This is a genomic window from Hathewaya massiliensis, assembly GCF_902143515.1.
GTDB lineage: Bacteria > Bacillota > Clostridia > Clostridiales > Clostridiaceae > Hathewaya > Hathewaya massiliensis.
Map to the genome: position 1 here is coordinate 45,046 of NZ_CABFVD010000008.1, position 13,568 is coordinate 58,613.

Here is a 13,568-nt window from a genome sequence, read left to right on the forward strand (position 1 = left end):
ACTTCTTCTAAGGTAGCTTTTTCTCCATTTTCTTTTTTAACAAGACTCTTTAGTTCATCCTTGTTTCCCCTTGCTATAATTTTTCCATGATCCATTATACAAATGTCTGTACAAATAGCCTCTATCTCCTCCATGTAATGAGAAGTATATATTATAGTGGATCCTTGTTCATTTAACTTTTTAACTGTTTCTAAAATATTATTTCTTGATTGTGGATCAATTCCTACAGTAGGTTCATCCATTATTATTAATTTTGGTTTATGAGCAATAGCACAGGCTATATTAAGTCTTCTTTTCATTCCCCCAGAAAATTTTGTTGGAAAACTATCTTTTCTATCCCAAAGCCCAACAAACTCTAAGGTTTCCTTTACAGCATTCTTTAGCTCTTCTCCCTTAAGCCCATAAAGTCTTGCAAAAAAAGTAACATTTTCATAGGCAGTTAAGTCCTCAACTAAGGCCAAATCTTGTGGTACTACTCCCATATGCTTTTTTATCTCAAAAGAATCTTTTTTAATATCCTTATTAAAAACCTTTACATCACCATTAAATTTAGTATATAAACCACTTAAAATACTTATAGTAGTGGTTTTACCAGCTCCATTAGGCCCTAAAAACCCAAAAACCTCTCCTTCTTTTATGCTTAGTTCATTTATATCTACTGCTTTAAAATCTTTATAACTTTTTTCTAAATTTTTAATCTCTATTATCATTATTATTCCTCCCTAATCTTTATTTTCTTTAATATACTAACTTATTCTTAAATTTTATAATTGATAAGATACTTTTTCTTATTTTGATTTAATTTTTTAAATTTTATAAAGTAACTTTCTCTATCCTACTTTAAATATTTTGCTCCTTGTAATAACAATTATCAAATACTATTAAATATTAAACATCTTTATTAAATACAATTATATCTTCATAACTCTTCTATGCCCTTCATATTATTATATTTTAAACTTTTACATAGGTTTTAAAATTTTAATAGTTAAAGATACATAAAATAATTATGTATTCACTCTAACTATCCTATACTATATTTTACTAAAGCCTTATAAAAGAACTTCGATAATATAACAAATAAATATAATATTGTAGGGGGAATATCCACATGTATACAGTTCTTCATATAGAGCAGAGTGATTTTTTCTGTAAAATGGTCAAAAGTATCTTAAAGGAAAAAAATTATGAGTACATTTCAACTGATAGTTTTAATGAAGCATATACTCTAATAGATAAATATAAAATAGACCTCATAATAACCTCTCTTTATGGCAAAGGTGGAGATGTTGAAGATTTTATAAAAAGTGTAAATTCAAAAACCTCAAATGAAATCCCTATATTTATTGTTACTAGTGATAATAACTATGAAAAGAAGACAAACCTATTTAACTTAGGTATAGTTGACTATTTATTAAAAGACAATTTAAAGGAAGAAATAACAAAGCATATAGATGCAGTATTCCAAGACGATGAATATATGGCAAACTTAAGAGAGGCAAAAATAGCAATTATAGAGGATAACTCCTTTGACTCTATTATAGAAAAAGATATACTTAATAAAAATGGCATCAAAAATATAGATCACTATAAATCCGGAAAAGAATTGTTTAATTCCAATAAAAACTATGATATTTATTTAATTGACATGGTTTTAAAAAACGAATTTGGAAAAAACTTAATACAAAAAATAAGAAGAAATAATATAAATTCCTCTATTATTGCGGTTACTGTTCTAGATAATCCTAAGACCATATCCAATATTTTAAGCTGTGGAGCTGATGATTTTATAAACAAACCTTTAGATGAAAATCTATTTATAGCAAAATTAAAATCCAATATAAGAATCTATACCCTAAACAAAAAAATAAGGCAGATGTTGAAAGAATTTAAAAAATAGGTATACTTATAGTTAAAAAGTATTTCTATTGGAGGATAAAAAATGCAAAAACTTTTTTATGAAGATCAGTATATGAAAGACTTTACAGCTGAAGTACTTAATGTAAAAGTAATTGATGATAAATTTCATGTGCTTTTAGATAAAACAGCTTTCTTTCCAGGTGGTGGAGGGCAGCCTTGCGACCTAGGTTTTATTGAAGATCATAAAGTTATAGATGTATATGAAGAAGAGGATAATATATATCATGTTTTAGAAAAAAAGCCTGTTAAGATCCATAGAGTAAAATGCTCTATTGACTGGAATAGAAGAATAGATGGAATGCAGCAACACTTAGGTCAACATGTGCTTTCTGGATGTTTTTTTAAGTTATTTGGAAAAAATACTGTAGGTTTTCATTTAGGAGAAGAAATTAGTACAGTAGATATTGAAAGCTATTTAAGTGAGAATGAAATAAGAAAAGCTGAAGTCTTAGCTAATAATATTATTGAAGAGGACTTAAAAGTTGAATTTTCATTTCCTTCTAAAAGTGAACTAAAGCATATAAATCTTAGAAGAGCCTTACCAAAAACAGATGCTCCCATAAGAGTTGTTACAATAGAAGATTTAGATGTTAATGCATGTTGTGGAGTACACCCTAATTCTACCCTAGAACTTAGACTTATAAAAATTAGAAGATGGGAAAAACATAAAAATTCCACAAGAATAGAATTCTTATCTGGGAGACGTGCCATAGAAGACTCCTTTAAAAAAGATAAATTCGCCTCTGAACTGTGCACATATTTAAGTGCCAATGAAGAGGAAGCCATAAATGCTATAAATAATCTAAGTACGGAACTAAAGAATTCAATAAATACTAATAAAAAGCTAAAAAGTGAACTACAAACTTATCAAGTTAAAGAACTTATTCAAAACTCAATAAAAATAGGAAAATATACATTAATAAAAGAAATTTTCTTTGATGATGATATAAAGTATATAAGTAAATTAACATCAAAACTTGTTGAAAATGAAGATACAATTGCACTTATGATTGTACCTTCAGAGGAAAAAGCTAATTTAATATTTGCATGCTCAAAGGATATGGAAAAATTAAATATGAATGAACTATTAAAAGATTCCATTAGCCTTATAGATGGAAAAGGTGGCGGAAGTAAAGTCTTAGCTCAAGGTGCTGGTAAAAATAACAATAATCTTCAAGGGGTTATTGATTATGCCTTTATGAAAATTAAAAATACTCTTTCCTAGCTAATAAGGCATAAAATTTCTATATTTTCAAATAAAATATTATGTAAAAATAAAGTAGTCTGTGTAATCTTTATAAGATAATATAATAATTATCATTATAAAGATACACAGACTATATTATTTAAATATCTACTTTGATTAGATGTGGCTGTATAAAAATTTTTGTGTGAGCAGAATAAGTTATTAAAATATAAGCACTATTTTCCTGATTTTTTATTGTTAGAGTTCCCATTTTGTTTTTCATCATTTTTATTATTAGATTTATCTAATTTTTTAGTATCCTCTTTATTTTCTTTTTCTTTATTTTCTATCCTAGTCTCTTTTATTTCTTTATACTCAACTTTTACTTCTTCCTTATTTTTTAAACTTTTTTCTTCCTTTTCCTTTTCACTATTTATTTCTTTACCCTCTTTATCAGTTTCTTCTTTTACTTCTATAGTATTTTTATCTTTCACTATAGCCTCACTATCTTTATTATTTTCATTCTTCTTATCTTTGTTTACTTCCTTTTTCTCTTTATTATCTACTTTTTGATCTTTATTTTCATTTATACTGTCTGTGGTTTTTTTCTCTTTATTCTCCTTAGCTTCACCAACTTTAACTTCCTTGACTACTTTTGACTTATTTTCTATTGCTTCTTTTAATTCTTCCTTTTTACTAGTGAAAATCTCTTCAGATTTCTTAAGTTCTTCCTCTGCCTTCTTTATAGCTTCTGCATCTCCAGAGTGTTGAGCCTTTTTTAATTCAACCTTTAACTTATTATAATCTTTTTTAGCTTTATTAAATTCATGTCTCTTTTCAACCATTAACCTTACTGCTTCCTTTTTACTCTTTTGCATTTCAATTACACTTTCTAACTTAGCCTTAGCTTCCTCAGGTAACTTTTCTTTTATGGATTCTAAAACTTTTAAAGAAGCTTCTGAGTTTTTAATTATAGTATCTTCAGCTTTATCTATTTTATCTTGTAATTCTTTATTTTTTTCTTCCTCTTTATTTTTTTCTTCTTCAGTACTCTCTTCTTTATTAGCTTCTTCTTTACTTTCTTCCAGTTTACTAATTATATCCTGTGTTTCTTTTATAGTCTCATTATAGTCCTCTAAAGTATTTTTTAATAATTCCTCATGATTACTTTTACCTATAATCTCTATTTCTCCAAGTCTTTCCTCTGAAATGTCTAATAGTTTTTCTACCTTGTCTTCATCTGAACTAAATTTTAAACTTATATCTTCTATGGTCTTATCTACTACATAAAATATACTGTCTGGTGCTATCCCCGCCTTATCTTTAAAGGATATTGCTTCATCAGCCTTTACAGTTCCTCCAAAAGCTAATAAAGCTAACATAGTTAATATAAATACTCTTTTCATCTTTATTCCTCCCTATATGGTGTTTTAATTATAATTTTTCTGTTTTTTTAATTCTATATATATTTACGATTAAAAATAATTCTTTTAGGGGGTAATCTTACCACTTTAAAAAATATATTTTATACGTATATAATAATATATAAGATTTTATACAATCATTTTATCTAGATTTCTTTATAATGGGGGTGATTTTATGGACGCAGATTTTTTGAAAAAAGAAAATAGAGATAAATTTATACAAGATAGTATGAACTTTATATATAAAACAACTAACAGAATTTGTAAAAGAGTTTTGGATGATAAAAACGATGATGAGATAAGTATAGCACTTATAGCCTTTAATAAAGCTTGTGATACATATAACAGTGAAAAAGGTAATTTTTTTACATATGCTTCTGTATTAATAAAAAATTCCTTAATAGACTTTTTTAGGACATCAGAAAAGACTCCGTACTTAATATGGAATGATAACGAAAGCACCACTGACTCTATTGAAAAACATATATCAATGGATAATTTTAATATTGATTTTGAAAATTCTATAAGGTTAGAAGAAATACAACTATTAAATAGTGAATTAAAAGAATATAAATTAAGTTTTAGTAGCATTGCTGAAAATTCACCCAAACATAAAGATACTAGGGATGTACTACTAAATATAGCTATGACTTGTATAAATAATGAGCATATAGTTTATGATTTAAAAACAAAAAAACAATTACCTATAAAAAAAATATGTCTACTTACAAATAATAAAAGAAAACTATTAGAAACTTGGAGAAAGTACATAATAGCACTAATTATAATATTAGGTAGCGAAGAATACCCCTATATTAAAGGTTATTTAAATATTGAAAAGTCAGGTGATAATTTATGATAAAAAAAGGCATAGTAATGGAAATTAATAAAAACTCTGTTGGAATCTTAACCTGCGGTGGAGAATTTCTTTATGTGAGAAAAATAAGTACCTGTCCATGTTTAGGAGAAATGTACGAATCAGAAGAAATAAAACAAAAATCTTTATTTTATAAAAACACAAAAAAACTTTCTATAATGGTAGCTTCCTTACTTATTACCTTTGTACTCTCTTCCTATATTGTAATTTACAATAACCCTGTATCTGCTGTAACAATAAATATAAATCCATCCATTAAATTAGAATTAAATCGATGGAATAACATAATAAAAATAACTGCTTTAAATAAAGATGGCGAACATATTTTAAATAATTTAAATCTTAAAAATAAGAGTTTGGAAACTGGAGTTACCTTGATATTAAAAGAATCTGAAAAAGAAAATTATATTAACGATAATTACAGAAGCAGTAATAAAATTATATCTCTAGATTTTCAAGGAGATGTGTCTAAATTAGACCTTACAAACATAGAAAATACACTGAAAAACCTTAAAACAAACTATAATATTAAAACGCCTAAATATAATAAAACAAACTATAAAGAAAATATTAAATTAGAAGAGGATAAAATAATTAATACAGAAGAAAATTTACACTCTGAACCTAAAAATGCTATAGATAAAAGCAATTTAGATAAAGATAAAAATATACTTAAAATTGAAAATAGTACTTCTAATGAAAAAAATATTAAGTCTTCTAATAAAGACAATATAGATAATGTTAAAAATAATAATAACCAAAATAAAGCTAATAGCAAAAATAATGATAACAATGATAATGATAAACAAAATAAAAATAACACTAATAATAACAAAGAAAATAAAAATCTTAACAAAGCCAACTCCAATAATAATACTACTAATAATAATACTAATAGTAAGGATGTAATAAATTCTAAAACTAATAATAAAGAAAATACAAATAACAATAAAGAAGCTTATATAGACAACTCCAAAAATAATGATAAGAATAGTCCTAAATCAGAAAAAGTGACCAATTATAATAAAGGGAAAAAATAAACAATATAAAAATTCTATACTAAGATTTCTAACCTTCAGAAAAAGTTATTACTCTATATGAAAGTTAGAAATCTTTATTTTATATATTTTCCTTTTATATATTTTAATAGTTTAAAGTGCCCATTGTTTTGCTTTTTCCATCTCATTATACATATTATAATATCTCTTTTTATTTTGCATTAATTCCTTATGAGTACCTTTTTCCTCTATACTCCCCTCATTTAATACCATAATTTGATCTGCATCTTTTATGGTGTTTAATCTATGGGCTATTACAATTACAGTTTTATTTAGAGTAAGTTTTTTTATAGATTTTCTAATTTCAAGTTCATTATCAGCATCCAAGGAAGCTGTGGCCTCGTCTAATAATACTATAGGAGCATCTTTTAGTATAGCTCTAGCTATGGATATTCTCTGCTTTTCACCTCCTGATAAGGTTGAGCCACCTTCCCCTACTATGGTATCATATTTATTTTGCAAGGCTTCTATAAACTCATGACAATTTGCAAGTTTAGCTGCCCTTATTATGTCTTCTCTAGTAGCTTTTTGATTTCCAATTTTTATATTGTTATATATTGTATCATTTATAAGGTATACATCTTGAAATACAATGCTTATATGCTTTAATAATGAATCTGGATTTACTTCTCTTATATCTTGTCCACCAATTTTTATACTCCCACTATTTATGTCCCAAAATCTAGCTAGTAAACTCGTAATAGTGCTTTTTCCTGAGCCTGATGGACCAATAAGAGCCGTCATTGTACCTTCTTTAGCTTTAAAACTTAAATTATCAATAACTTTTTTCCCTTCTTCATATTGAAAAAATACATTTTTAAACTCAATATCATAATTTTTAAAATTAGTATTTTCATATTTATAACTCATTTGTGGTTTTTTATATATTTCCACTAATTTTTTTGAAGCTAATTTAAGATATCTAAAAGTTCCATATTGTGCCCCAAAAGCTCTTAACACATTAGTAAGTGCTAAATTTATTATAATAAAGGTTAAAAATTCTTTTTTATCTATACTTCCCATTCCAAATTTTGTAGTAGCTATAAGTAATAATATAGGAAAACTTATATCAACTATTATTTGAAACACCAAGACAAAAGGCACAATAGATACCTCTGTTCTAATACTTTCTTTTTTAAAATCTCTAAAGGATTTTTCCAATCTTTCAAACTTTTCTCCTACTAGATTATAAGACTTAAACACCTCTATTCCACTAAGATATTCAACCAACCTAGATATAACTTCATTCATGACTATCTTCTTCTTATTTCCTATACGAGAAACCCTCTTTCCTCCTATATAAATAATTGGCATAGCTATACATATTACTGCTAATTGAATAATTCCTAGCTGAATATCAATAAAAAATGTTATTATAAGGAGGTATGAGCTAAGAAATATGGTCTTTATTAAATCACTAGTACTGTGAGTTATAACCTGCTCAAAATCTTGAAGGTCATTAGTCATTATATTAGATAGACTTCCTATGCTATTTTTATTAAAAAAACCAAGATTTATATTTTTGATATGATTTCCTAAAGATATACGCATCTTTTCAATAGCACGCGCTCCTCTAGCTTGTATCCCTGTATATCCTATGGAATTAACTATTCCCCTAGCTATAAAAGCTATTATCATAATTATGGTATACATTTTAATTTTTGAAAAACTAAGTTCATCTTTAATTAAATCTAATAATACAAAATACATCATTGAATAAGAAAACATATTAAATATAGTATCTATACTAAGTAAAACTATAGGTTTTACAAGTTTTTTCCAATCTTCTCCTAGTAACATTTTTATATCCGATAGCATATTAAACCCTCCTTTCCTCAGCTACTAATTCATAATCATATATATCCCAAAGATGTCTATACACTCCTGCTTTATTCATAAGATATTCATGGTTTCCCTGCTCTACAATTTTCCCATCATTTAAGACTACAATTTTATCTGCATTTTTTATTGTATATAGTCTATGAGCTATAATTATAGCTGTTTTACCTTTTAATAAATTTCTAAGTGCTTGTTGTATTTTACTTTCATTTTCTATATCTGAATATGAAGTAACTTCATCTAAAATTACAATAGGACTATTCTTTAATATAGCTCTTGCAATAGATATCCTTTGTTTTTCTCCTCCACTAAGTTTAATTCCTTTTTCCCCAAGAAGGGTATTGTAACCCTCGGGTAAACTCATTATAAAATCATGAATTTGAGCTTCCTTACTAGCTTCTATAATCTGTTCCTCAGTTTTATTTAGCCCCATTTTAATATTCTCTAATATACTATCTTGCAACATAAATACATCTTGAAACACAAAAGACACATTATCCATAAGCTCTTCCATCTTAATATCTTTTATATCTATACCATCAATATTAATACTTCCCTCATTGACATCCCAAAACCTTCCTACTAATTGCCCCAATGTAGTTTTTCCTGACCCTGAAGGTCCTACAAGAGCAACTATACTTTTAGGCTCTACAGTTAAGTATAAATCTTTAATAACTTCCTTTTTATCATATTTAAATGAAATATTTTTAAACTCAATTTTTCCATTAATCTTTGAATTTAATTTTTTATTTCCGTATGCTTGAGGTTCTTGTTCAATAATATTCCTTACCTTACCTGCACCTTCTAAAAGCATAGAAAAGTTCCCACCAAATTCTAATAACTGTTTAAAGGACGTAAGAAAATTTGCACTTAAAATTAAAAATAATATATAAGTAGTACTGTTTATACTTCCATTTAAAAACATAATTCCACCAATAGGAATTATAAACAAAAGTCCAGAATCAATAATTACTAAAAATATACTATATGGTGGGGCTAACTTCATAGTTAAGTCAATCCAATAATTTGCATATTCTTCTGTGTTATCCTTATAATTTTTAAAAGACTTTGCAGATAAATTAAATGCTTTCATTACGTTCATTCCATTTATATACTGAATAATAGTTGAGTTTAGCTTTTCAACTAAATGGTGATAACGTATCATTCTCTCTTTCATACCTTTAAATGTAGCCACTTGACTTATAACTCCTAAAATAATTGGAATGAATAAAACTATTGCTAACCTCCAATTTAAATATAAAAGGTAAATCATAACTATAATTGGAGTTACAACTGCTGAAGCTAAATCTGGAATTTGATGTGCTATAAAATTTTCTAACTTCTCTATATCTTCATTTATAATTTTTTTAATCTCTCCTATTGTATGACCTGTGAAAAAGCCCATGTTTAACTTTGAAATATGGTTTACTGCCTTCATTCTAAGCTCATAAAGTATAGTAAATGCTGCTACATGAGAAAAAACTCCTGATGCTAAAAATATTATCATTCTAAGCACTACAACAAAAGCTACAATTATGGCCATAGATTTAATTCTTTCATAATCTACTGAGTCCTTGAAAAGTTCTAAGACTATATTGTACATTAAAATATATGGAGCAATAGAAAGCACCGAACTTATTACACTTAATATGCCTGATATATAGAGTTTAAACTTTTCTTTCCCAGATATGTCTAAAAGAAATCTTAAATTTGATTGTTTCTTTTCCATAAATTTCTCCTTTCTACCCAATAAATTTTTAGTTTTTTTAATCTTTTAAATCATAGTAAAGTAAAGGCTAATACTGTTCTATTAAAGTTGCTGTGTTTTAATAAAACCACTGTTTAATGCATACTAAAATAAAATATCATCCCTCTAATTACATCCAAAACCATTGTAATTGATACTCATTATCGCTTCCACTCCAAAAAAAATTAAAAATGCTCCAAAAAGTAAAAACCTAATGGTTTATATACTATTGAAACATTTCTAATACTTTATAGTAACTAGTTAAATTCTACAATACCACATTTTAACTTTTAGTTGAATTTCTATACTTTAGTGGAGTTATATTATTATAATTCTTAAATACCTTTGAAAATTTACTTGGATTTTCATAACCTATTTCATTTGAAATTTCTATTATGGACATACTTGAATTTTTTAATAAGTACTTAGCCCTCTTAAGTTTTGATAATTTTATATATTCATATACCGTATTTCCAGTAATATTTTTAAATCCTTTTTGCAATTTATATATACTTGTATTTAAATTTTCCGCTAGTTCTTTAATGGATGGAGTGCTTTCAATATTGTTATCTATAATTTCCTTAGCACTAATTACAAGCTTGCTTTCTTCTTCCATAATATCTTTATTAAATATGCCCTCAGACTTTTCTTGAAGAAAAGTAGTTAAAAACTCTATGGTCTTTAACTTTAGTGTCATATAATCCACAATATTACTAATTGTAAGAGAGTCTATATCTTCTGATATTCTCTTTATATCATAACTAGCCTTTTCAATTATTAATATATCTTTTTTAAATATTTTATCAATATTTTTTTCCCATTCTAATACAAGCTTATATTCCCACAATGGATTTACAACATTTTTTATAGTATTAAAATTCATATGAATAGATATATTTTTATAATCATTATATTTAAATTTAAAGTATTCAACTCTATTTAAGGTTTTATAAATAAAAATATCCCCCTTATTAATAGTGTACTTCTTATTTTGTGGTAAAGAAAAAACTTCTAAATTTCCACTATAGCAATATCCAACCTCTAAAATATTATCCGCATTTTTTCTATTATCAAAATCCATATCCATAGCTGTTTTAATACTAGCTATGGATATTTCTAATCCATCTTCAATTTTAGTTCTAGAAAAATTTCCTGCTCCAAACTCTTGTCCTACAATATATTTTTTAGTGAAAATTTCATTTGAAGTTTTACAATTATATTTATTTTTAACATATTTATAATATTCATCTACTATTCCATTTCCTGTATTCATAACATCCCCCTATAAAGCTAATGATTAATTTAAAATCCCCATAGCATAAATAAAATAGGCTATAAATGATATTGTTTTTCATTTACAACCTATTACTAGTATACTTATTCTTATATAAAAAATCAACAATCTATATTTACTAAAATCTCTTAATTATCCTTAAATTACGTAATACTTTTTACTTATTATTTATTTTTAAAAATAAATTCTATTTGCAAATATCTTTATATATTCGCCCATCCTTTATTTCTACTATCCTATCTGCTTTTTCTGCTATTTTACTATCATGAGTTACTATAATAAAAGTAGTTTTGTATTTTTCGTTTATCTCTCTTAAAATATTATATATATTTTCTGTAGACTCTGAATCTAAATTCCCTGTAGGTTCATCTGCAAGTATTATCTTAGGATTGTTCATAAGAGCTCTTGCTATAGCTGTTCTTTGTTGTTGTCCACCAGACATCATAGTAGATAAATTATTCTTTACTTTGCTTAAGCCTACTAGGTCTAAGAGTTCATTAGCCCTTTCATAAACTTCTTTAGGGGGATTTACTTTCTTTATTTTATATGGCATTAATACATTTTCTAAAGCCGTAAACTCAGGTAATAGATAATGAAATTGAAAAATAAATCCTATGGTTTCATTTCTTAACATTGCCAATTGATTTTTCTTCATACCCTTTGTATTCTTGCCATCTATTATAACTTCCCCACTAGTTGGAGTATCTAAGGTTCCCATAATATTAAGCAATGTACTTTTACCACTACCTGATTGCCCTATTATAGAATTAAATGAACCTTCTTCAAATTGTAAGTCTAAATCAAATAATACTTGTGTTTTTACTAAGTTACCATAAATTTTTTCTATATTTTTTAGTTCTATAACTTTAGCCATTTTTTATCACCTCTATTGGACTTAATTTAGATGAATTTATAGCAGGTATAAGCGCTGCTAAAGTGGCTGCTACTATTGCAATAAGTCCTGAAAAAGCAATAAACTTATAGTTTATATATAAAGAAACTATAGGTGTTCCATCTGGATTTACAGCAAATTTTGTAAACGTATATAATAATCCTATTCCTAGAGCTATTCCAAGGATAGCGCCAAGAACTCCAAGCATAGCTCCCTCAAATAAAAATATTTGACTTGCTGTCCTATCTTGTATTCCCATAGCTTTTAATATACCTAACTGCTTTGATTTCTGAACTACTGTTATAGCTAGAACACTTGCTATACCTAATAATACTGATATAATAACAAATACCTGAATCATTATACTAGATACGCTCTGTCCCTTAAGTCCACTTAAAAGTTGTTCATTTTGTACTTTCCAATTTTCCACCTTAATATCTTTAATGGATAAGTTGGACTTTATAGTGTTAGATAATTCATCTGCTTTAAATGGATCATCTACTTGCATTTCTATAGAAGAAATCTTATTATCAAGAGAAAATAAATCCTGTGAAGTTTTTAATGTAGTTATAACCCAGTTTTTATTTATACTAGCTACCTTTAAATCATAAAAACCTACTATTTTAACTTCCTTTTTATTACCTTTCGCAGTAGTTATGTTCACCTTATCTCCTAATTTTACACCAGATTCTTTTTGAAAGTCTTTTCCCAATATTATTTCGTTTTCTTCTTTTGGGTAACTACCTTCATAAATTCTATTTTTTAGATTATATATTTTATCCGCATCTTCAATGTTGAACCCTCTAACCAATATGGCATAATCATTGCTACCATTTTTAAGAAAGGCATTGAAATCTGCAGACACAGAAATATTTTTAATTGCAGAAATAGATTTTACTTTCTCAACTTTATCCTTCCAATTATCTATTAATTTGTCATCTTCTTTAGATAATATTGTTATTTGAGAAGAATTCCCTATAGTTGTATCAATTAAGCTCTTTTGAAGTCCTTGTATAAGAGAACCTATAAATATTTGCACTGATACTCCTATAGCTATTCCCAAAGCTATAAATAAAGTTTGTATTTTACTTGATTTTAAAAATCTAATAGCTATGTTATAAGCTAGCCTCATTATACCCTTCCTCTCCATTTTTTAGTTTTTTATAATTTTTTTAATCACTATAATCCATATAATACTTTTATTTAAAAATATTATAGAGTAATATATGTTATTTTTCAATAATAATTACGTTTTATTATTGAAAAAAATAAAAAGGCCTGATTTAATCAAAAACCTTTTTATTTTAGTAAAAACTATTTATTTTTAATAT

At 26.2% G+C, this 13,568-nt stretch carries 10 protein-coding genes and 1 pseudogene; 4 read left to right on the forward strand and 7 right to left on the reverse strand.

Features of this window, described 5'->3' with window-relative positions; genetic code table 11:
• Positions 1-50: 50 nt before the first annotated feature.
• Positions 51-713: pseudogene (locus FNZ64_RS13465) on the reverse strand (ABC transporter ATP-binding protein); the annotation flags it as partial.
• 398 nt (positions 714-1,111) lie between these two features.
• Here FNZ64_RS13465 and FNZ64_RS13470 point away from each other — a divergent pair.
• Together FNZ64_RS13470 and FNZ64_RS13475 are read left to right on the forward strand one after the other, a co-directional pair.
• A complete protein-coding gene (locus tag FNZ64_RS13470; RefSeq protein WP_142415527.1) occupies positions 1,112-1,900 on the forward strand; it encodes a response regulator in 789 nt (262 codons plus the stop codon).
• Between the two features lie 42 nt (positions 1,901-1,942).
• Positions 1,943-3,145 (forward strand): alanyl-tRNA editing protein, encoded by a 1,203-nt coding sequence (locus tag FNZ64_RS13475; protein ID WP_142415528.1) that lies wholly within the window; start codon positions 1,943-1,945, stop codon positions 3,143-3,145.
• Positions 3,146-3,342: 197 nt separating this feature from the next.
• On the opposite strand, the gene FNZ64_RS14815 is transcribed toward FNZ64_RS13475, so the two are convergent.
• The gene (locus FNZ64_RS14815; RefSeq protein ID WP_185903796.1) at positions 3,343-4,512 is read right to left on the reverse strand and encodes a DUF5667 domain-containing protein; all 1,170 of its coding nucleotides are present in this window, start codon (positions 4,510-4,512) and stop codon (positions 3,343-3,345) included.
• A gap of 193 nt (positions 4,513-4,705) precedes the next feature.
• On the opposite strand from FNZ64_RS14815, the gene sigI reads away from it, so the two are divergent.
• Positions 4,706-5,389, forward strand: a complete 684-nt coding sequence (gene sigI, locus FNZ64_RS13480) for an RNA polymerase sigma-I factor (protein ID WP_142415529.1) — start codon at positions 4,706-4,708, stop codon at positions 5,387-5,389.
• On the forward strand, positions 5,386-6,447 hold the full coding sequence (locus FNZ64_RS13485) for an anti-sigma-I factor RsgI family protein (protein WP_142415530.1): 1,062 nt from the start codon (positions 5,386-5,388) through the stop codon (positions 6,445-6,447). The genes sigI and FNZ64_RS13485 overlap by 4 nt, the downstream gene beginning before the upstream one ends.
• Positions 6,448-6,558: 111 nt before the next feature.
• Here FNZ64_RS13485 and FNZ64_RS13490 read toward each other — a convergent pair whose 3' ends face one another.
• The 5 genes from FNZ64_RS13490 to FNZ64_RS13510 form a co-directional block, all read right to left on the reverse strand.
• Positions 6,559-8,283, reverse strand: coding sequence for an ABC transporter ATP-binding protein (locus tag FNZ64_RS13490; RefSeq protein WP_142415531.1), 1,725 nt, complete (start codon positions 8,281-8,283; stop codon positions 6,559-6,561).
• Position 8,284: 1 nt separating this feature from the next.
• Complete coding sequence (locus FNZ64_RS13495) at positions 8,285-10,033, reverse strand: ABC transporter ATP-binding protein (protein ID WP_142415532.1); 1,749 nt, start codon at positions 10,031-10,033, stop codon at positions 8,285-8,287.
• A gap of 301 nt (positions 10,034-10,334) precedes the next feature.
• Positions 10,335-11,324 carry a helix-turn-helix domain-containing protein gene (locus FNZ64_RS13500; protein ID WP_142415533.1) on the reverse strand — a complete coding sequence of 330 codons (990 nt, stop codon included), beginning with the start codon at positions 11,322-11,324 and terminating at the stop codon, positions 10,335-10,337.
• Between the two features lie 208 nt (positions 11,325-11,532).
• Positions 11,533-12,219 carry an ABC transporter ATP-binding protein gene (locus FNZ64_RS13505; RefSeq protein ID WP_142415534.1) on the reverse strand — a complete coding sequence of 229 codons (687 nt, stop codon included), beginning with the start codon at positions 12,217-12,219 and terminating at the stop codon, positions 11,533-11,535.
• Positions 12,212-13,369, reverse strand: a complete 1,158-nt coding sequence (locus tag FNZ64_RS13510; protein WP_142415535.1) for an ABC transporter permease — start codon at positions 13,367-13,369, stop codon at positions 12,212-12,214. The genes FNZ64_RS13505 and FNZ64_RS13510 overlap by 8 nt, the downstream gene beginning before the upstream one ends.
• Between the last annotated feature and the right edge of the window lie 199 nt (positions 13,370-13,568).

Excerpts from the sequence above, each read along its gene's own strand:
- FNZ64_RS13470 (WP_142415527.1), top strand. The coding sequence starts at position 1,112 with ATGTATACAGTTCTTCATATAGAGCAGAGTGATTTTTTCTGTAAAATG.
- FNZ64_RS13475 (WP_142415528.1), top strand. The coding sequence starts at position 1,943 with ATGCAAAAACTTTTTTATGAAGATCAGTATATGAAAGACTTTACAGCT.
- FNZ64_RS14815 (WP_185903796.1), bottom strand. The coding sequence starts at position 4,512 with ATGAAAAGAGTATTTATATTAACTATGTTAGCTTTATTAGCTTTTGGA.
- sigI (WP_142415529.1), top strand. The coding sequence starts at position 4,706 with ATGGACGCAGATTTTTTGAAAAAAGAAAATAGAGATAAATTTATACAA.
- FNZ64_RS13485 (WP_142415530.1), top strand. The coding sequence starts at position 5,386 with ATGATAAAAAAAGGCATAGTAATGGAAATTAATAAAAACTCTGTTGGA.
- FNZ64_RS13490 (WP_142415531.1), bottom strand. The coding sequence starts at position 8,283 with ATGCTATCGGATATAAAAATGTTACTAGGAGAAGATTGGAAAAAACTT.
- FNZ64_RS13495 (WP_142415532.1), bottom strand. The coding sequence starts at position 10,033 with ATGGAAAAGAAACAATCAAATTTAAGATTTCTTTTAGACATATCTGGG.
- FNZ64_RS13500 (WP_142415533.1), bottom strand. The coding sequence starts at position 11,324 with ATGAATACAGGAAATGGAATAGTAGATGAATATTATAAATATGTTAAA.
- FNZ64_RS13505 (WP_142415534.1), bottom strand. The coding sequence starts at position 12,219 with ATGGCTAAAGTTATAGAACTAAAAAATATAGAAAAAATTTATGGTAAC.
- FNZ64_RS13510 (WP_142415535.1), bottom strand. The coding sequence starts at position 13,369 with ATGAGGCTAGCTTATAACATAGCTATTAGATTTTTAAAATCAAGTAAA.